The 18881-nt window shown below is 63.5% G+C and carries 17 protein-coding genes; 6 read left to right on the plus strand and 11 right to left on the minus strand.

What is annotated here, in order from left to right:
* Nucleotides 1-54: 54 nt before the first annotated feature.
* The 6 genes from araD to chvE form a co-directional block, all read right to left on the minus strand.
* On the minus strand, nt 55-1794 hold the full coding sequence (gene araD / locus J2Y63_RS22110; protein WP_435267834.1) for an L-arabinonate dehydratase: 1740 nt from the start codon (nt 1792-1794) through the stop codon (nt 55-57).
* A gap of 50 nt (nt 1795-1844) precedes the next feature.
* The gene (locus tag J2Y63_RS22115) at nt 1845-3278 is read right to left on the minus strand and encodes an aldehyde dehydrogenase family protein (RefSeq protein ID WP_435267835.1); all 1434 of its coding nucleotides are present in this window, start codon (nt 3276-3278) and stop codon (nt 1845-1847) included.
* Nucleotides 3279-3329: 51 nt separating this feature from the next.
* Nucleotides 3330-4325 carry an AraD1 family protein gene (gene araD1, locus J2Y63_RS22120; protein ID WP_435267836.1) on the minus strand — a complete coding sequence of 332 codons (996 nt, stop codon included), beginning with the start codon at nt 4323-4325 and terminating at the stop codon, nt 3330-3332.
* 127 nt (nt 4326-4452) lie between these two features.
* Nucleotides 4453-5661: a multiple monosaccharide ABC transporter permease gene (mmsB, locus tag J2Y63_RS22125; RefSeq protein ID WP_435267837.1), complete on the minus strand. Its 1209-nt coding sequence runs from the start codon at nt 5659-5661 to the stop codon at nt 4453-4455.
* Nucleotides 5661-7196 carry a multiple monosaccharide ABC transporter ATP-binding protein gene (gene mmsA, locus J2Y63_RS22130; RefSeq protein WP_256117668.1) on the minus strand — a complete coding sequence of 512 codons (1536 nt, stop codon included), beginning with the start codon at nt 7194-7196 and terminating at the stop codon, nt 5661-5663. Before mmsA ends, mmsB begins: the two co-directional genes overlap by 1 nt.
* A gap of 120 nt (nt 7197-7316) precedes the next feature.
* The gene (gene chvE, locus J2Y63_RS22135; protein ID WP_256117669.1) at nt 7317-8390 is read right to left on the minus strand and encodes a multiple monosaccharide ABC transporter substrate-binding protein; all 1074 of its coding nucleotides are present in this window, start codon (nt 8388-8390) and stop codon (nt 7317-7319) included.
* A 255-nt stretch (nt 8391-8645) separates the two neighbouring features.
* On the opposite strand from chvE, the gene J2Y63_RS22140 reads away from it, so the two are divergent.
* The gene (locus tag J2Y63_RS22140) at nt 8646-9653 is read left to right on the plus strand and encodes a LysR family transcriptional regulator (RefSeq protein WP_435267838.1); all 1008 of its coding nucleotides are present in this window, start codon (nt 8646-8648) and stop codon (nt 9651-9653) included.
* 11 nt (nt 9654-9664) lie between these two features.
* The gene (locus J2Y63_RS22145) at nt 9665-10150 is read left to right on the plus strand and encodes a hypothetical protein (RefSeq protein ID WP_435267839.1); all 486 of its coding nucleotides are present in this window, start codon (nt 9665-9667) and stop codon (nt 10148-10150) included.
* On the opposite strand, the gene J2Y63_RS22150 is transcribed toward J2Y63_RS22145, so the two are convergent.
* The 5 genes from J2Y63_RS22150 to J2Y63_RS22170 form a co-directional block, all read right to left on the minus strand.
* Nucleotides 10147-10371, minus strand: coding sequence for a hypothetical protein (locus J2Y63_RS22150; RefSeq protein ID WP_256117672.1), 225 nt, complete (start codon nt 10369-10371; stop codon nt 10147-10149). The genes J2Y63_RS22145 and J2Y63_RS22150 overlap by 4 nt on opposite strands.
* Before the next feature lie 62 nt (nt 10372-10433).
* The gene (locus J2Y63_RS22155; protein ID WP_435267840.1) at nt 10434-11228 is read right to left on the minus strand and encodes a 3-methyl-2-oxobutanoate hydroxymethyltransferase; all 795 of its coding nucleotides are present in this window, start codon (nt 11226-11228) and stop codon (nt 10434-10436) included.
* Nucleotides 11229-11243: 15 nt separating this feature from the next.
* Nucleotides 11244-12470 (minus strand): NAD(P)/FAD-dependent oxidoreductase, encoded by a 1227-nt coding sequence (locus J2Y63_RS22160; protein WP_435267841.1) that lies wholly within the window; start codon nt 12468-12470, stop codon nt 11244-11246.
* Nucleotides 12471-12481: 11 nt separating this feature from the next.
* A complete protein-coding gene (locus J2Y63_RS22165; protein WP_435267842.1) occupies nt 12482-12796 on the minus strand; it encodes a MocE family 2Fe-2S type ferredoxin in 315 nt (104 codons plus the stop codon).
* Between the two features lie 26 nt (nt 12797-12822).
* Nucleotides 12823-13908, minus strand: coding sequence for a fatty acid desaturase family protein (locus tag J2Y63_RS22170; protein ID WP_435267843.1), 1086 nt, complete (start codon nt 13906-13908; stop codon nt 12823-12825).
* A gap of 134 nt (nt 13909-14042) precedes the next feature.
* Here J2Y63_RS22170 and J2Y63_RS22175 point away from each other — a divergent pair, with 134 nt between their 5' ends.
* From J2Y63_RS22175 to J2Y63_RS22190, 4 genes are all read left to right on the plus strand, one after another.
* Nucleotides 14043-15074, plus strand: coding sequence for a LacI family DNA-binding transcriptional regulator (locus J2Y63_RS22175; RefSeq protein ID WP_435267844.1), 1032 nt, complete (start codon nt 14043-14045; stop codon nt 15072-15074).
* A gap of 159 nt (nt 15075-15233) precedes the next feature.
* On the plus strand, nt 15234-16046 hold the full coding sequence (locus tag J2Y63_RS22180) for a TIM barrel protein (RefSeq protein WP_435267845.1): 813 nt from the start codon (nt 15234-15236) through the stop codon (nt 16044-16046).
* Nucleotides 16047-16298: 252 nt separating this feature from the next.
* The gene (locus tag J2Y63_RS22185; RefSeq protein ID WP_435267846.1) at nt 16299-17228 is read left to right on the plus strand and encodes a sugar ABC transporter substrate-binding protein; all 930 of its coding nucleotides are present in this window, start codon (nt 16299-16301) and stop codon (nt 17226-17228) included.
* A 100-nt stretch (nt 17229-17328) separates the two neighbouring features.
* The gene (locus J2Y63_RS22190; protein WP_435267847.1) at nt 17329-18867 is read left to right on the plus strand and encodes a sugar ABC transporter ATP-binding protein; all 1539 of its coding nucleotides are present in this window, start codon (nt 17329-17331) and stop codon (nt 18865-18867) included.
* Nucleotides 18868-18881: the final 14 nt, after the last annotated feature.

Genomic DNA, 18881 nt, shown 5'->3' on the forward strand with positions numbered 1-18881 from the left:
CGTGCCGGAACGGCACAGATCGGGCGCGACCTTGAAAGGCGCGCCCGAAAAAGCTTAGTGGCTGTCCTTGCCGACCGCGCTGCCGCGACACCCTTTCAGGAAGTCGAGATCGGCGCCGGTATCGGCCCCCTGGACATGCTGCTGGTGCAGCCAGGCATATCCCGACGCGGGCAGGTCATGGTTCGGCGTCCAGGCGGCAAGCCGGCGCGCCAGCTCCTCCTCGGAAATGTCGAGGTGCAGGCGGCGGTTCGGCACGTCCAGCTCGATCATGTCGCCGTTCTTCACCACCGCAAGCGGCCCGCCGACGGCGGCTTCCGGCGAGGTGTGCAGCACGACGGTGCCGTAGGCTGTGCCCGACATGCGCGCATCGGAGATGCGCACCATGTCGGTGATGCCCTTCTTCAGCACTTTCGGAGGAAGGCCCATATTGCCGACCTCGGCCATGCCCGGATAACCCTTCGGCCCACAGTTCTTCATGACCATGACGCAGGTTTCGTCGATGTCGAGAGCGTCGTCGTTGATCTTGGCCTTGTAGTCGTCGATATCCTCGAACACGACCGCCCTGCCCCGATGCGTCAGAAGATGCGGCGAGGCGGCCGACGGCTTCAGCACGGCACCTTTGGGCGCAAGATTTCCGCGCACGACGACGATGCCGCCCGATTGCGTCAGCGCCTTTTCGGCCGGAAGGATGACGTCCTCGTTCCAGTTGACGACATCCTTGACCTCGTCCCAGACCGTTTCACCCGAGACCGTGATCGCATCCTTGTGCAGGAGGCCGGCCTCGCCGAGGCGCTTGAGAACGACCGGCAGGCCGCCGGCATAGAAGAACTCTTCCATGAGGTATTTGCCCGACGGCATCAGGTTGACGATGGTCGGCACGTCGCGGCCACAGCGATCCCAGTCGTCCAGCGTCAGGTCGATGCCGACGCGGCCGGCCATGGCGAGCAGGTGGATGACGGCATTGGTCGATCCGCCAATCGCCGCATTGGTGCGGATGGCGTTCTCGAAGGCCTGCTTCGTCATGATGTCGGAGGGCTTCAGGTCGTCCTTGACCATCTGCACGATACGCCGGCCGGTGATTTGCGCCATGACCTTGCGGCGGGAATCGACGCCCGGAATGGCGGCATTGCCTGACAAAGCCATGCCGAGCGCTTCCGCCATGGAGGCCATGGTGGACGCCGTGCCCATGGTGTTGCAGGTTCCCGACGAGCGGCTCATCGAGGCTTCCGCCTCCAGGAACTCTTCCTGCGTCATCTCCCCGGCCTTCACCATTTCGGAGAACTTCCAAAGATGCGTGCCGGAGCCGACGCGCTCGCCGCGGAAATAACCGTTCAGCATCGGACCGCCGGTGACGACGATCGACGGCAGATCGACAGAGGCTGCCGCCATGATCAGCGACGGCGTGGTCTTGTCGCAGCCGACCATCAGCACGCAACCGTCCATCGGCTGGCCGCGGATCGTTTCCTCGATCGCGAGTGCTGCGAGGTTGCGGTACATCATCGCGGTCGGGCGGAAGGTGTTTTCGGAGGCCGAGAACACCGGCACCTCCATCGGGAAGCCGCCGGCCTCCCAGATGCCCGCCTTCACCTTCTCGGCGAGCTCGCGCAGGTGGCCGTTGCACGGCGTCATGTCCGACCAGGTGTTGAGGATGCCGATCACCGGGCGACCGTCGAACAGGTCGTGCGGATAGCCCTGGTTCTTCATCCAGCCGCGGTGGTAGATCACGTCACGGCTGGTGCCGCCGTACCATTCCTGCGATCTCAGCCTGCGCGGCCATTCCGCTTTCTTCTTCATGTCTCTCAGTCCTTGAAGGGCCTGCCCCGAAAAGCCGGGCGACCTTTGCCTCACGCCAGGGTGTAGGCGGTCTTGACGGTTGTGTAGAATTCGTTGGCGTATTTGCCCTGCTCGCGCGAGCCGTGCGACGAGCCCTTGCGGCCGCCGAACGGCACATGGAAATCGACGCCCGCCGTCGGCAGGTTGACCATCACCATGCCGGCCTCCGCATTGCGCTTGAAATGCGTCGCATGCTTGAGGCTCGTCGTGGCGATGCCGGAGGAGAGGCCGAACGGCGTGTCATTCGCGACGGCCAATGCTTCCTCGTAGTCCTTCACGCGGATGACCGCAGCGACGGGGCCGAAGATTTCTTCGCGCGAAATGCGCATGTCATTCGTCGCCTCGGTGAAGAGGGCGGGCGCGAGATAGAAGCCGGGCGTGTCGCGCTTCAGCAGTTCGCCGCCGAAGGCGAGCTTTGCGCCTTCCTTCTGGCCGATCTCGATATAGTCGGTGTCTTGCTTCAACTGGCTCTCGTCGACCACCGGGCCGATATGCGTCCCGGCCTTCAGCGCATCGTCAACGACGACGCTCTTCAGACGCTCACCGACGGCGGCGACGAAGCGGTCGTGGATACCTTCGGTGACGATGACGCGCGAGGAGGCCGTGCAGCGCTGGCCGGTCGAGAAGAAGGCCGAGTTGACGGCGGCTTCGACGGCGACGGTGAGGTCCGCATCGTCGAGCACGACGAACGGGTTCTTGCCGCCCATTTCAAGCTGGTATTTGCGGTTATGCTCTACGGAGGCGGAAGCGACGCGCTTGCCCGTGCCGGTCGAGCCAGTGAAGGTAATGGCGTGCACGTCCGGACTGTCGAGCATGGTCTGGCCGACGACGGAACCCTTGCCCATGACGAGGTTCAAGACACCCTTCGGCAGGCCGGCGCGCACAAGGATATCGACGATCGCCCAGGAGCAGCCCGGCACCAGTTCGGCCGGCTTGAAGACGACGGTGTTGCCGTAGCAGAGCGCCGGCGCGATCTTCCAGGCCGGGATGGCGATCGGGAAATTCCACGGCGTGATGATGCCGACGACGCCCACCGGCTCGCGGGTGATCTCGACGCCGATATTCGGACGCACCGAGGGCAGCACCTCGCCGGCAAGGCGCAAGGCTTCGCCTGCGAAAAAGTCGAAGATCTGGCCGGCGCGCACCGTCTCGCCAATGCCTTCGGCCAGCGTCTTGCCCTCCTCGCGCGACAGCAGCCGGCCGAGTTCGTCCTTGCGGGCGAGGATCTCGTCGGCGGTCTTGCGCAGGATGGCGTGGCGCTCAAGGATGCCGGAACGCGACCAGGCTGGAAACGCTGCCTTCGCCGCCGCGATCGCCGCCTTGGTGTCCTCAACAGAGGCGCGGGCATATTCGCCCACCACGTCGTCGGTGTTCGACGGGTTGATGTTGCGGATCGCGTCCGAGCCGACCCATTCGCCGGCAATCAGGTTCTGGTGGATGGTCATGGGCTGTCGAGCCTCCTGTGTGTCATGGCGGCCGAGCGGCCGTCGCATCGATTACAATTGGCGGATTTCGATCTCATCTTCCCTGGCGATCGCCAGCGGATTGCGCAGCGGCAGGCCAAAACCGTCGGCGCCGATCTCGAACACGTCGCCCTCTTGCGTGCGGATGCCGTCGCCGAAGGACAGCGTCGCCGTGCCGAACATGTGGACATGCACGTCACCCGGGGCGCGGAACAGGCCGTATTTGAAGTGGTGATATTCGAGGTTGGCGAAAGTGTGGGACATGTTCGCCTCGCCGGAGACGAACGGCTTTTCCCACAAGACCGTGCCGCCACGCAGGATGCGCGAGAAGCCGCGGATATCGTCCGGCGCTGCGCCGACGCGAATTTCCGGGCCGAAACTCGCCTGCCGCAGCTTGGAATGGGCGAGGTAGAGATAGTTGATGCGCTCCGTCACATGGTCGGAGAATTCGTTCGAGACGGCAAAGCCGATGCGGAAGGGCGAGCCATCGGCGGCGATGATGTAGATGCCCGCCATTTCCGGTTCCTCGCCGCCATCGAGCGCGAAGGAGGGCGAAGTGAGCGCAGCACCGGGTGCGACGGCCTGCGAGCCGTTGCCCTTGTAGAACCATTCCGGCTGCACGCCCTTCTCGCCGGCTTTCGGCTTGCCGTTTTCGAGGCCCATGCGGAACATCTTCATGGAATCCGTCAGCGTTTCTTCGGCGGCTTCCGTCGTCTTCTTGTGCATGGAATCGCGCGTCGCGGCGGAGCCGAGATGGGTAAGTCCCGTGCCGGTCAAGTGCAGGTGTGCGGCATCCGGATGGGTGATCGGCGAAAGCAGCCGGCCATCGGCATAGGCCTCTTCCAGATCGACCTCGTCACCCAGCCCCTTGGCATCGATGACGGCCTTCAGCGACCGGCCGCTATTGGCCGCTTCCATGGCGAGCGCATAGACGCTTGCCGCACCCTTGACCGCGCGGCCCTGGCCGCCCTCTTCCCGCACGACGACCGTGATCGAACCGTCGGCATTTCCGACCTGCGAAATCAGCATTTCCATTTCCTTCCTGGAGCCGGCTCTGGCCAAGGCTCCGCACCTGCGGTGGACGGACGCCACCACACTGGCCGCCTCGGCGGCTCGTCAGATACACATGCAATGCGGAGGGTTGGCCGGTTTCCGGTCAGCCCTTGTTCTTGTTGTAGACGTCGAAGAACACGGCAGCGAGCAGCACCAGGCCCTTGATGAGCTGCTGGTAATCGATGCCGATGCCCATGATCGACATGCCGTTGTTCATGACGCCCATGATGAAGGCGCCGATGACCGCGCCGGTGATCTTGCCGACGCCGCCGGATGCCGACGCGCCGCCGATGAAGCAGGCCGCGATGACGTCGAGCTCGAAGCCGACGCCGGCCTTGGGGGTCGCGGAGTTGAGACGGGCGGCGATGATCATGCCGGCGAGTGCCGCAAGCGCGCCCATGTTGACGAAGGTGTAGAAGGTCAGCCGCTCGGTGTTGATGCCGGAAAGCTTCGCCGCCTTCTCGTTGCCGCCCATCGCATAGATGCGCCGGCCGATCGTCGTGCGGGTCGTGACGAACGTGTAGAGCACGATGAGCAGGCCCATGATGACGAGCACGTTCGGCAGGCCGCGATAGGTGGAAAGCTGGAAGCCGAGGAAGATCGCGACCGCGCTGATGATCACCATCTGCCCGGCGAAGAAGGCGAAGGGCTCGTTCTCGGTCTCATGCAGCGCGTTCTGGCTGCGCTCGCGAAGGCCCGCATAGATGGCGTAGCCGACGAGCAGGATGACCACGACGAGCGCGAAATAGTTCTTGATGAGGCTGGTTGCGGGATCGGTGATCGACAGGAAGTCCGGCACGAAACCGGTGGAGAGGATCTGGAAATCCTTGGGGAACGGGCCGACCGGGCGGCCGCCGAGCACGACATAGGTCATGCCGCGGAAGACCAGCATGCCGGCGAGCGTGACGATGAAGGACGGGATCTTCTGGTAGGCGACCCAATAGCCCTGTGCCGCGCCCATGAGAGCGCCGACGAGAATGCAGGCCGGCACGACGATGATCGCCGGCACGCCCCATTTTACCAGCATGATCGCCGATATCGCCCCGATGAAGGCGACGATGGAGCCGACCGACAGGTCGATATGCCCCGCCACGATGATCAGCAGCATGCCGAGCGCCATGATGACGATGAACGAGTTCTGCAGCACCAGGTTGGTGATGTTGACCGGGCGGAAGAGCACGCCGTTGGTGATGACCTGGAAGAAGATCATGATCACGACGAGCGCGACCAGGAGGCCATATTCGCGGATGTTCTTCTTGAGGTATTCCCCCACCGAAGGCTGGGTCGTCTTTGTCGCGGTGTCGGTGGACATCAGTGTTTCTCCCCGGAGCGCATGATGGCGCGCATGATGGATTCCTGGCTTGCTTCCGCCTTGGAGAGCTCGGCCACGATGCGTCCTTCGTTCATGACATAGATGCGATCGCAGGTCCCGAGCAGTTCCGGCATCTCCGACGAGATCATGAGGATGCCCTTGCCCTCGGCGGCAAGCTGGTTGATGATTGTATAGATTTCGAACTTCGCGCCGACATCGATGCCGCGCGTCGGCTCGTCGAGGATCAGCACCTGCGGATCGGTGAACAGCCACTTCGACAGCACCACCTTCTGCTGGTTGCCGCCCGAAAGATTGACCGCTTCCTGATAGATCGAGTGGGACCGGATGCGCAGCCGCGAGCGGTAGCCGGAGGCGACTTTGGTCTCTTGGTGATTGTCGATCACCGCCGCCTTGGAGACGCCCTTGAGGTTGGCGAGCGTCGTGTTGTGCATGATGTTGTCGATCAGCACGAGACCGAGATGCTTGCGGTCTTCCGTCACATAGGCAAGACCCGCATCGATCGCCTTGGGGATCGTGCTGACATCGACCGGCTTGCCGCGCATCGCGACCTCGCCGGTGATCTTGTGGCCCCAGGACTTGCCGAAGATGCTCATCGCCGTCTCGGTGCGCCCTGCCCCCATCAGCCCGGCAATGCCGACCACCTCGCCGGCGCGCACGTTGAAGCTGATATTGTGCAGGAACTGGCGGTCGCGGTGGTGCTGGTGGAAGACGTTCCAGTTCTTCACTTCCAGCAGCGTCTCGCCGATCTTCGGCTCGCGCGCCGGATAACGGTCTTCCATCTCGCGGCCGACCATACCCTTGATGATGCGGTCTTCGGAAATATCCTCGTGATGACAGTCGAGCGTCTCCACCGTGCCACCGTCGCGCAGGATGGTGATCTGGTCGGCGACCTTTTTGATCTCGTTCAGCTTGTGCGAGATGATGATGGACGTCATGCCCTGCGCGCGGAACTCCACGAGCAGCTTCAGCAGCGCATCGGAATCCTTCTCGTTGAGCGAGGCGGTCGGCTCGTCGAGGATGAGCAGGCGCACCTTCTTGGAGAGCGCCTTGGCGATCTCGACGAGCTGCTGCTTGCCGACGCCGATATCGGTGATCAGCGTGCCCGGCGGCTCCCTGAGGCCGACCTTGTTCAACAGTTCCTGCGTGCGGCGGAAAGCGAGCTTCCAGTCGATGATGCCGTTGGTCGCCACCTCGTTGCCGAGGAAGATGTTTTCGGCGATCGACAGGAGCGGCACCAGCGCCAGCTCCTGGTGGATGATGATGATGCCCAGATGCTCGCTGTCGGAGATCGTGGAGAAACGGCGGACTTCGCCGTCGAAATGGATTTCGCCCTCATAGGAGCCGGCCGGATAGACGCCGCTCAACACTTTCATGAGGGTGGATTTGCCGGCGCCGTTTTCGCCGACAAGGGCGTGAATCTCGCCTTCGCGGACTTTCAGGTTGACGTTGTCGAGCGCCTTTACGCCCGGAAACGTCTTCGTGATGCCACGCATTTCGAGAAGGGTCTTGCTCATTTATCAGTTTCCAGCAGCCGGTCCTCCACCATGCGGCGGTAAACCGAGCCTATTCGCTCTGCGATCCGGAGAAAAGAGGGTTCGCGCACGCTGGCGCGAACCCCGGAGAATGGAGAACGATCAGTTCTTCAGCTGGTCGGCCGTGTAGTAGGCCGAGTCCGTGACGAGGATCTTCTCGGCATTGGACTTGTCGACGGCAACCGGCTTCAGCAGGTAGGACGGAACGACCTTGACGCCATTGTCATAGGTCTTGGTGTCGTTCACTTCCGGCTCCTTGCCTTCGAGGATCGCGTTGACCATGCTGACGGTGACCTTGGCCAGTTCGCGCGTGTCCTTGAAGACCGTCGAATACTGTTCGTCGGCGAGGATCGACTTGACGGACGGCAGTTCGGCGTCCTGGCCGGTGACGATCGCCATCGGCTGGTCGCCCGAGCCGTAGCCGACGCCCTTCAGGGCCGACAGGATACCGATCGAAAGACCGTCATAGGGCGACAGAACGCCATCGACGCGGCCATCGGTGTAGGTCGAGGACAGCAGGTTTTCCATGCGGGCCTGGGCCACGGCACCGTCCCAACGCAGCGTGCCGACGGTTTCCATGCCGGTCTGGCCGGACTTGATGACGATGTCGCCGCTGTCGATCAGCGGCTGGATGACCGACATTGCGCCGTCATAGAAGAAGAAGGCGTTGTTGTCGTCCGGCGAACCGCCGAAGAGCTCGACGTTCCACGGCTTGGTGTCCGGGAATTTCGCCTTGAGGCCGTCGACGAGGCTGGTGGCCTGGAGAACGCCGACCTGGAAGTTGTCGAAGGTGGCGTAGTAGTCGACATTGCCCGAATCGCGGATCAGGCGGTCATAGGCGATGACCTTCACGCCGGCATCGGCCGACTTCTGGAGAATGTCGGAGAGCGTCGTGCCGTCGATGGCGCCGATGACGAGAACCTTGGCACCCTTGGTGACCATGTTTTCGATCTGGGCGAGCTGGTTCGGGATATCGTCGTCAGCAAACTGCAGGTCCGGCGTGTAGCCGGCTTCCTTGAAGAGCTTTTCCATCGTCTCGCCGTCGGAAATCCAGCGGGTCGAGGTCTTGGTGGGCATGGAAATGCCGACCATGCCCTTGTCCTGGGCGAAGGACGGCGCCACGAACGACGCGACGCTGATGGCGGCGGCGGCGAGAAGCGAAGTGATCATTTTCATTGAAAGGTCTCTCCCTTGTGCGCACTGGCCGATATTGCGGCCAGGCATTGTTCTGTGCGCGACGGGGTCGCATTCAGACGACGGTCCAGACTGGCCGGGCGCAAGACCCGCCGGTCCCCACTCCCAAGGACCCCAGCGCACATTGGCGCAAGGTCGTACGAATTGCCATAACTGTCAAATGCAATAAGCTTCTAAATCGATATCAGAACTGATATATTATGGGGCAAATATACTATTTTATGGATTGGAGTAACCATGCGTTTGGAGGACGATATCGACGAACGCCTCTTTTCCGATGACAGCGCCGACAACCTGCAGGGCGTCGGCCTGCTGCGCAGCGGCCTGAAGCTCAGCCATCTGCGCATGATCGTCGCGATCGAGGAGCACAAGCAGGTGAGCGCCGCAGCCGATGCGCTGAATATTTCGCAACCCGCGGCCTCGCGCATGCTGACGGAAATGGAGACGATCCTCAAGGCCCAGTTGTGCGAGCGCGTCTCGCGCGGCGTGGCGCTCACGGCCTTCGGCCGCGCCTTCGCGCGCCGGGCACGCACCATTCTGCTCGAACTGCGCGAGGTGGACCGCGAGCTTTCCGCGCTGAAATCCGGCACCGGCGGCTCGGTCTTCCTCGGTTCGGTGACGGCGCCGGCGATCAGCCTTGCCGTGCCGGCGATCCAGCAGGTGAGTGCGGCCTATCCCGGCATCGAGGTGAATGTGCGCGTCGAGACGAGCAACGTGCTCGCCCGGGAGTTGCTGGCAGCAAGGCAGGATTTCATCATCGCCCGCGTGCCGGACGATCTCAATCCGCGCCTCTTCAACGTCACCGAGATCGGCATCGAAAAGGCCTGTCTCATCGTGCGCAAGGGCCATCCCCTGCTGGAAAAACCCGTCGTCGGCCTCGCCGACCTGCCGCATTACGACTGGGTGTTCCAGCCGGCCGGCACCCTTCTGCGCCGGCGCATCGAGGAACTGTTCATCGCGGCGGGCGTGGCGCTGCCCTCCACCGTGGTCAACACCTCGTCGATCCTGCTCACCACGGCCATCGTCTGCGGCTCGAATGCGATTGCCCCCGTCGCGCGCGACATGGCGGTCTTCATCGCCGATGTCGGCGCGCAGGCGGGCGACGTGCGCATCCTCAACACCGATTTCGAGATTGACATCAAGCCGTACAGCCTCATTTCCGTCAAAGGCAGGGCGCTGCCGCCGAGCGCCAAACTGCTCTATGATCTGATCCTGCAACGCAGCCGGATGCTTTCGCCGGACTGAGGAGACTTTTGATGTTCGGCCTGACCGTTTTCGAATCCGTGCTGGAAAGGCTGAAGGCCGAGGCGCGTCAGGCAGCCGAGGATGAGGTGCGCGAGGAAGAAGGCCCGGGCGAGATCCGCGGCCTCACTTCCGGCTTTACGGGATTGGGCATGGGCGGAACCTTCGTCTCCGGCTCGCAGGCCGCCGCCGCCTATCTCGATCTCTACGAAGAGCCTGCTCCCGTGCAACCGGAGCCGGAGCCATCACCGCCCGAGCCGCCGCCGCATCTCCTGCGCATCACGCCGGAAGAGGTGGCGGAAGACCTCGCTTTGCACGGCAAGGAAAGCGTGGACGACCTGCTCGCCCGCCGCCGCAGTTTTGCCCGCGAAAACCATCCGGACGGCGTGCCGCCCGACCTGCGCGGCAACGCGACCCTGCGCATGAAAATCGCCAACATGCTGATCGACGAGACGATCCGGCGGATCAATGTCGAGAAGAGTTTGGGGTTGTCGCGCTAGCTCTTCGGCTGCTCTTCCGGCGGCTTTGCGGCCGGATCGGAGGGCTTGAAGAACAGGATGAGGTTGGCGAAGGCATAGGCGGTAACGACGAGGAAGATCGTGCCCCAGGTCTGCTCGCCGTTATAATATTCCACGCCCGTCCATGCGGCACAGACCCCGACCAGAAGCAGCCGCCGCCAGAGCGGACGGTAGAACGGATGGTCGGTATCGATGATTTTCATGAACGTCTCCTCACGCCTTCGCCCGTCTATAGGCGGTTTTTCCGCGCGGGGAAACCGGCTTTTCAGGGATCGAGACGATCGAGGAAGGCGGCAAGCTCCGAGGGCTCGATGCCGACGAGATGGCTCTTCTCCGGATAGGCACCGGAGCGCACGTCCTCCGCATATTCGCGGAAGGCGGCGATGCGTTCCTGCTGAAGCCGGTCATATTCGGCCGCGAAATTGCGATAGACCTTGGCATGGCGCGGATAATGGCCGCGATTCTGGCCGAGCACGTCGTCGGCAAAGAGATATTGCGCATCGCAGCCTGTGCCCGCACCCATCGAGAGCATGAGGAGCGACGTCTTCGCGCTGATCGCAGCCGCAACCTCGCCCGACACCACCTCGATCTCGGCGGCAAAGGCGCCCGCCTCTTCCAGCGCCTTCACCTGCCGCCAGATTTCGAGCGCACTCGCAGCCGTCTTGCCGACCGCCTTGAAGCCGCCCGTCCACGTCGCCTTCGAAGGGATGAGCCCGACATGGCCGCAGACCGGGATGCCCTCCTCGCGCAGCCGCCGGACGGTGGAAAGCCCTGCCGCGCAATAGACCGCATCGCCACCCGCCTTCATCACCTGGAAGGCGCCGCGCAGATAGTCGTCCGCGGTGACGAAGTCGCCATATTCGAGGCCGGGAAAGGCGAAGACCGTGGGTGCCGCCTCGCGAAAGGCGGGTCCGAGCAGTGCCGGCGGCACGGAGACGAGGTCGATGCCCGCCTGTTCGGCGGCGGCAGCTTCCTCCAGCGTCACGACGCGCAGCATGGTGAGCTGGCGCTTGCCCTTCATCGCCTGAAGGTCGGCGACAGTCGGTCTCTTGTTCTTCACGGTGATCTCCCGGGTTCAGGCGGCAAGCAGTTTCTTGAGTTTGGTTTCCGGCGCGGCAAGCTCGGCCGGATCGGGATGGATGCGCGCGGCGATCAGCATTTCCGCAAGGCGGATATCGCGCGCCACCGCATTGCCCGGCCCGATGCCGCTTGCGGCGATCAGCCGGCCCTCGGCATCGAGGTGGAAGAGGATGAAAGCCCCCTCGCCCATGTCGCGCCGGACCGTCGTGACCGCGCCATCGGCAAGGCCTGCGATCTGCAAGGTCATGTCGTATTGATCCGACCAGAACCACGGCACGGCGGAATGCGTTTCCGATCCGCCGAGCATGTTGGCCGCGGCAAGCTGGCCCTGCTCCTGCGCATTGCGCCAGGATTCGAGCCGGATGCGGCGCTCACCATAGAGGGGCAGCGGATAGGACGTGCAGTCGCCGGCCGCAAAAATATCCGGATCGGCGGTGCGCAGCCTTCCATCGACGGCGATGCCGTTGTCCGTCGCAAGGCCGGCCGCTTCGGCGAGCTCCGTATTCGGCAACGCGCCGATGCCGACGACCAGAAGATTTGCCGAAACGACACGGCCGTCCTCAAGTGTGATGCAAACCTCGCCCGGCAAGTCCTCAACACCCGCAATCTTGGCACCACAAAGGATCTCGACGCCCTCGACCGCATGGCGCTCCGCCACGATCGCGGCGATCTCGGCCGGCACGCCGCGGGTCAGCACGCGGGGCAGCCCCTCGACCAGCGTCACCGTCGCCCCAAGCTTGCGGGCGCTCGCCGCCAGTTCCAGGCCGATAAAGCCACCGCCGAGGACGGCGATATGGCTGCCATCGACCAGATGCGCACGAATGGCCGCGGCATCCTCATGGCTGCGTAACGCGACGATACGCCCGCCGCCATAGGGCGCGCCCGGCAGGGCGCGTGGCCGGGCACCGGTCGTGAGCAGCAGCTTATCGTAGGCAAGTGCGCTGCCATCGCCGAGCACGATGCGCTTGCCGGCGCGGTCAATTTCGGACACCGTCCGGCCGGTGAGCACGTCGATGCGCGCCTTCTCATAGCGCTCCGCATCCGCCACGAGCTTCGGGCCGGCACTGGTGACGAGCGCCTCCTTGGAGAGCGGTGGGCGCTCGTAGGGCAGATGCGCCTCGCTGCCGATAAGCGTGATCGTGCCGTCGAAACCCTTGTCGCGCAGGGCGAAGGCTGCACGCGCGCCGCATTCGCCGGCGCCGACGATGACGAAGTTTGCCATGGACTGTTTCCTCAGAGCCCGATGAAGACGGTGCCGCCTTCGACCTTGACCGGATAGGTCTTTAGGTCGACGCAGACGGGCGCGCCCTTTGCCTCGCCGGTCTTGTAGTTGAAGCGACCATTGTGCTTGGGACATTCGATGACGTGATCCATCACGAGGCCATCGGCGAGATGGATTTTCTCGTGGGTGCAGAGCCCGTCGGTGGCGTGATAGGTGTCCTCCGGGCTGCGATAGACCGCGAAGGTGCGGCCCGCATGATCGAAGCGGATGACATCCTCCTCGTCGATCTCGTCCGCGCCGCAGACCTCGATCCAGGTGTCGCTCATTGTCGTCTCCTCCAAAGACTGGGATGTTATTCGGCGGCCGCGACGGCCGGTTCTGCGTGGAGCTCTTCCTTGTAGGGTCGTGCCGTGGCCGGCAGCGCGCGTTTCAGGAAGTAGTCCTCATTGCGCAGTTGCCGCAGGAAGGCCGGTAGCATTTCCCGGTAGCCGTGCCACATGGACGGGTTCGGCGCCGGCAGGTCGTGCTTGATCATGGCGTGCAGCCGCGGCAGCGCGTGATAGGGCACCATCGGGAACATGTGGTGCTCCACATGGTAGTTCATGTTCCAGTAGATGAAGCGGCTGAACGGGTTCATGTAGACCGTGCGGCTGTTCAGCCGATGGTCGGTGACATTGTCGGCGAGGCCGCCGTGCTGGAGCAGGCCGGTCAGCACATGATGCCAGGCGCCGTAAAGCCGCGGCAGGCCGATCAGCATGGCCGGCAGGATCGAGCCGGTGGCGAAACAGAGGGCGATGGTCGCGAGATAGATCGCCAGCCAGATGCGGGCGATGCGGATCGCCTTCGGCTGCTCCGATTCGGGGATGAAGGTTTTTTCCGCCGCACTCATCACGCCGGAAGCGTTGCGCACCATGTCGACGGCAGCATGCCAGGCATCGAGCAGGCCGAAGAAATTGAGCACGAGGCGCACAAGATCCGGCGGACGCATGACGGCGATTTCGGGATCGCGGCCGACGATGACCGTGTCCGTATGGTGGCGGGTATGGCTCCAGCGCCAGGTCACCGGATTGCGCATGATCATGAAGCAGGCGATCTGGTAGACGGCGTCGTTCATCCACATCGTCTTGAAGGCCGTGCCGTGGCCGCATTCGTGCCAGCGGGAATCCGATGCCGAACCGTAGAGCACGCCATAGACCAGGAAGAACGGCAGAGCCCACCAGCTTCCCCAGAACCAGATGCCGAGAGCGCCGGTGACCAGCATCGTACCGAGCCAGATGGCGGTGTCGCGGATCGCCGGCCCATCGCTGCGCTGCATCAGCCCCTTCATCTCCTTGCGCGGGATATCGGTGTGATACCACTCGGCCGCGGCAAGGCCGTTCGCCACGGCGGCCGCTGCATCGCGGCCAAGAAGGCTGTAGTCCCGCTTCGTCGGCTTCATCGCCCGTCTCCTCCATCTGATGGGCAAACGATAATACCGATGCTTGCATCTCTCAATCCTGCCATGATAGAATGCATCAAATCCTATCATTGACCATCATTCAGTTGTGATGGAAAGATTTCAGGGAGGGGAAAATGGCATCGCGGCCCACCATCACGGATCTCGCCAACGCGGCCGGCGTCAGCGTCGCGACCGTCGACCGCGTCCTGAACGGCCGCCACAAGGTGCGCGAGGAAACGGCGCGCCGGGTCTATGATGCCGCCAACGCGATCGGCTATCACGCGCTCGGCCTCATCCGGCAGCGCGTCTTCGAGGACCTGCCGCAATATCGGCTGGGCTTCAGCTTCCAGCGCCCCAACCAGGCTTTTTATCAGAACTTTGCCCGCGAGATCGAAATCGCGTGCAATGCCTGCACCACCGCGCGCATCGTGCCGCAGATCGATTTCATCCCCACGCAGACGCCCGCCGCGATGGCCGAAATGCTGCGCCAGCTCTCGACCCGCAACCAGGCGCTCGCCGTCGTGGCACCGGATTACCCGGCGACGACGACCATGGTGGAAGACCTGAAAAGCCGGGGCATTCCGCTGTTCTGCCTGCTCTCCGACTTCGCCATGGACGTGCGCCAGGGCTATATCGGTCTCAACAATATGAAGGTCGGGCGCACGGCGGCCTGGATGATCGCCAAGGGCGCCAAACGTCCCGGCAAGGTGGCGATCTTCGTCGGCAGCCACCGCTTCCACGGCCATGAACTGCGCGAGATCGGCTTCCGCTCCTTCTTCCGCGAAAAGGGCGAAGGCTTCGAAGTGCTCGACACGCTGGTCAACCTCGACACCAGCGAAATCACCCACGAGGCGACCGCCAACCTGCTGGCGCAGCATCCCGATCTGGTCGGCCTCTATGTCGCCGGCGGCGGCATGGAGGGGGCGATTTCCGCTGTGCGGGAAGAGGGTTATGCGGGAAAGGTGCAGTTGATCGTCAACGAGTTGACTCCGGAATCGAAGGCGGGCCTCGCCGACGACGTCGTCACCATGGCCATCCACACGCCGCTCGCGGCCCTCTGCCGCGAACTCGTCACGCTGATGATCACCGCCATCGAAAAGGGTGGAAACGCGGTTCCCGGCCAAACCTTCCTGCCGTTCGACATCTTCACGCCGGAAAATATCTGAAGCAGAAATGATGGTTTTCTCTCACGCCCGCCGCTAATCTTTCAGCAATGAGGGCGCATCGGCGACCTTCGGCTTTGACGCCCGCAAAACCCTTCCCGATCCTCATGCGTGCATGCGAGGCCGCCCTGTCGCCGCCTCGAAGACCGGAGGACCCATTCCATGCCCGCCCTGACTTTCGCCCTCAACCACATGACGGCGCCCGCCCTGACGCTCGACGCCTTCTTCGCCCTTGCCGTCTCGCTCGGCATGACGGCCGTCGAAATCCGCAACGACCTTGACGGCAACGCCATCCTCGACGGCACGACGCCGGACGAGGTGAAGGCGCTCGCCGCGCGCCACGGCGTCACCATCATCTCGATCAACGCCCTCCAGCGCTTCAACGAATGGAGCCCGACCCGCGCCGCCGAGGCGAAGGAGCTCATCGACTATGCGAGTGCCTGCGGCGCCCGCGCGCTCGTGCTCGTGCCGAAGAACGACGGCACCGGCCAGGCCGATGGCGAGCGGCAGGCGAACCTCCGTGAGGCGCTGACAGCGCTGAAACCCCTGCTGGATGCCACCGGCATCATCGGCCTCGTCGAGCCGCTGGGCTTCGAGATCTGCTCGCTGCGCTCCAAGCGCGAGGCCGTGGAGGCGATCAAGGCCGTCGGCGGGGAACAGACATTCCGTCTGGTGCACGACACGTTCCATCATCATCTCGCCGGCGAGCCCGACCTCTTCGCCGACCTCACCGGCCTCGTGCACATTTCCGGCGTCGAGGACCCCGCCGTTTCCGTTTCCGACATGCGTGATGGCCACCGCGTTCTCATCGGCCCGGCGGATCGGCTTGGAAATATCAGCGAGATCAAGGCCTTGCTTGCTGCCGGCTATAGCGGCCCGCTCTCCTTCGAGCCCTTCTCGCCGGCCGTGCACGACGTTGGAGACCCGCAGGCAGCGGTCGCCGAGAGCGTCGCGTTCCTCCGCGAAAACATCTGAAAACCAGGTGCCGGCGGGCGCTCCGCCGGCACTTTTCCCCAAGCGGAATGAATCGCGCATCGGAAAAAATGGAACAGGCTTGACGTTCTCCGCAGAAAATGGAATAAACATTCCGTAAGGCGGAATTCGCGGTTTGTTTATTCTGTTTTGACCCCTGCCTCCCGGGAGGAGCAAGGGTCGGCCACCCGCAAGGGCGCGCCATCCGGATCAGTCTGTGGTGCGACCGGACACCACGTTGAGGAGGAGAACGACATGAAAAAATTCATTCTTGGCTCGGCACTCGCCGTCATGATGTCCACCGCCGCCCATGCCGAGACGATCGGCGTGACGATGGCGCAGTTCGACGACAACTTCCTGACCGTCCTGCGCAACGGCATGTCCGACTATGCCAAGACGCTCGATGGCGTCGAACTGCAGATCGAGGACGCACAGAACGACGTCGCCAAGCAGCAGAGCCAGATCCAGAACTTCATCGCTTCCGGCGTCAGCGCCATCATCGTGAACCCGGTCGATACCGACGCCACCGCCGCCATGTCGAAGGCTGCGGCCGACGCCGGCATCGCGCTCGTCTATGTCAACCGCGAGCCGGTCAACGTCAACGAACTGCCGGAAAAGCAGGCCTTCGTCGCGTCCAACGAAATGGAATCCGGCACGCTGGAAACCAAGGAAGTCTGCCGGCTCCTCAACGGCAAGGGCAAGGTCGTCGTCATGATGGGCGAGCTGTCCAACCAGGCCGCCCGCATGCGCACGCAGGATGTCAAGGACGTGATTGCGACCGACGAGTGCAAGGGCCTCGAAATCGTCGAGGAGCAGACCGCCAACTGGTCGCGTACCCAGGGCTCCGACCTCATGACCAACTGGCTCTCCGCCGGGCTGGAATTCGACGCCGTCATCTCCAACAATGATGAAATGGCGATCGGCGCCATCCAGGCGCTGAAGGCCGCCGGCCGTTCGATGGACAGCGTCGTCGTTGCCGGTGTCGATGCCACGCAGGACGCACTCGCCGCCATGGCTGCGGGCGATCTCGACGTGACGGTGTTCCAGGATGCCGCCGGCCAGGGCAAGGGCTCGGTCGATGCCGCGCTGAAGCTCGCCAGGGGCGAAAAGGTCGAGACGAAGGTCTACATCCCCTTCCAGCTCGTGACCCCGGCCAACATCGCCGACTTCCAGTCGAAGAACTGATCGGCTCTCGCCGGTCAGGCAAGAACGGCTAGACTGTTATGGACGCGCGCACGCAGGCGTGCGCGCGTCCGACCCGTTTCAGGTTGCAAGGGAGGGGACGATGGTCAGTCCGACCACCATGGCCGCGGTTCGTGCCAGCGGCGCCATTCCGAATGCCGAATATCTCTTGTCCGCGGAAGGTGTCCGCAAGGAATTCCCCGGCGTCGTGGCACTCGACGACGTCCAGTTCAAGCTGAAGCGCGGCACCGTGCATGCCCTGATGGGCGAAAACGGCGCGGGCAAATCCACGCTGATGAAGATCCTCGCCGGCATCTACACGCCCGACCAGGGCGAGGTGCTGCTGAAGGGCCAGAAGATCCGGCTCGGCTCGCCGCTCGATGCGCTGGAGAACGGCATCGCCATGATCCATCAGGAACTGAACCTGATGCCCTTCATGACGGTCGCGGAAAACATCTGGATCCGCCGCGAGCCGAAGAACCGCTTCGGCTTCGTCGATCACGGCGAGATGCACCGCAAGACGGCCGAACTCTTCAAGCGCCTCAACATCGTCATGGACCCGGAAGTGCAGGTGCGCGACCTCTCGGTGGCCAACCGCCAGATGGTCGAGATCGCCAAGGCCGTCTCCTACGAATCCGACGTGCTGATCATGGACGAGCCGACCTCGGCGCTGACCGAGCGCGAGGTGGAGCACCTCTTCACCATCATCCGCGACCTGCGCTCGCAGGGCATCGGCATCGTCTACATTACCCACAAGATGAACGAGCTGTTTGAGATCGCCGACGAATTCTCGGTGTTTCGCGACGGCAAATATATCGGCACGCACGCCTCCACCGACGTGACGCGCGACGACATCATCCGCATGATGGTCGGCCGCGAGATCACCCAGATGTTCCCCAAGGAAGAAGTGCCGATCGGCGACGTCGTGCTGTCGGTCAAGAATCTCTCCCTCAAGGGCGTCTTCCACGACGTGTCCTTCGATGTGCGCGCAGGCGAAATCCTGGGTCTTGCCGGCCTCGTCGGCTCCGGCCGCTCGAATGTCGCCGAGACGATCTTCGGCGTGACGCCGGCCACGTCCGGCACGATCGAGATCAACGGCAAAAAGGTCACCATCGACAGCCCGAACACCGCGATCCGCAACCGCATGGCCTTCCTCACGGAAGACCGCAAGGAGACCGGCTGTCTGCTGATCCTCGACGTGCTGGAAAACATGCAGATTGCCGTGCTTCAGGACAAGTTCGTGAAGAACGGCTTCGTTTCCGAGGGCGCGCTGACCAAGGTCTGCGAGGAGATGAGCAAGAAGCTGCGCGTCAAGACGCCGAACCTGTCGGAGCGCATCGAGAACCTGTCGGGCGGCAACCAGCAGAAGGTGCTGATCGGCCGCTGGCTGCTCACCCATCCGCGCATCCTGATCCTCGACGAGCCGACCCGCGGCATCGATGTCGGCGCCAAGGCGGAGATCCACCGCTTCGTCACCGAGCTCGCCCGCGACGGCGTCGCCGTCATCATGATCTCGTCGGAAATGCCGGAAGTTCTCGGCATGAGCGACCGCGTGATGGTCATGCACGAGGGCCGCGTCACCGGCATCCTCGACCGCGCGGACGCCACGCAGGTCGCGGTGATGGAACTGGCTGCCCAGTAAGTTTTTGGGCCGCT

Source organism: Shinella sp. BE166 (assembly GCF_051201095.1).
GTDB classification, from domain to species: Bacteria; Pseudomonadota; Alphaproteobacteria; order Rhizobiales; family Rhizobiaceae; genus Shinella; species Shinella lacus.

Coding starts and splice junctions, on each gene's coding strand:
- J2Y63_RS22165 (WP_435267842.1), bottom strand. CDS start 12,796: ATGAGCGACACCTGGATCGAGGTCTGCGGCGCGGACGAGATCGACGAG.
- J2Y63_RS22160 (WP_435267841.1), bottom strand. CDS start 12,470: ATGGCAAACTTCGTCATCGTCGGCGCCGGCGAATGCGGCGCGCGTGCA.
- J2Y63_RS22170 (WP_435267843.1), bottom strand. CDS start 13,908: ATGAAGCCGACGAAGCGGGACTACAGCCTTCTTGGCCGCGATGCAGCG.
- J2Y63_RS22175 (WP_435267844.1), top strand. CDS start 14,043: ATGGCATCGCGGCCCACCATCACGGATCTCGCCAACGCGGCCGGCGTC.
- J2Y63_RS22140 (WP_435267838.1), top strand. CDS start 8,646: ATGCGTTTGGAGGACGATATCGACGAACGCCTCTTTTCCGATGACAGC.
- mmsA (WP_256117668.1), bottom strand. CDS start 7,196: ATGAGCAAGACCCTTCTCGAAATGCGTGGCATCACGAAGACGTTTCCG.
- araD (WP_435267834.1), bottom strand. CDS start 1,794: ATGAAGAAGAAAGCGGAATGGCCGCGCAGGCTGAGATCGCAGGAATGG.
- J2Y63_RS22180 (WP_435267845.1), top strand. CDS start 15,234: ATGCCCGCCCTGACTTTCGCCCTCAACCACATGACGGCGCCCGCCCTG.
- J2Y63_RS22115 (WP_435267835.1), bottom strand. CDS start 3,278: ATGACCATCCACCAGAACCTGATTGCCGGCGAATGGGTCGGCTCGGAC.
- J2Y63_RS22145 (WP_435267839.1), top strand. CDS start 9,665: ATGTTCGGCCTGACCGTTTTCGAATCCGTGCTGGAAAGGCTGAAGGCC.
- J2Y63_RS22150 (WP_256117672.1), bottom strand. CDS start 10,371: ATGAAAATCATCGATACCGACCATCCGTTCTACCGTCCGCTCTGGCGG.
- mmsB (WP_435267837.1), bottom strand. CDS start 5,661: ATGTCCACCGACACCGCGACAAAGACGACCCAGCCTTCGGTGGGGGAA.
- chvE (WP_256117669.1), bottom strand. CDS start 8,390: ATGAAAATGATCACTTCGCTTCTCGCCGCCGCCGCCATCAGCGTCGCG.
- J2Y63_RS22190 (WP_435267847.1), top strand. CDS start 17,329: ATGGTCAGTCCGACCACCATGGCCGCGGTTCGTGCCAGCGGCGCCATT.
- J2Y63_RS22185 (WP_435267846.1), top strand. CDS start 16,299: ATGAAAAAATTCATTCTTGGCTCGGCACTCGCCGTCATGATGTCCACC.
- araD1 (WP_435267836.1), bottom strand. CDS start 4,325: ATGCTGATTTCGCAGGTCGGAAATGCCGACGGTTCGATCACGGTCGTC.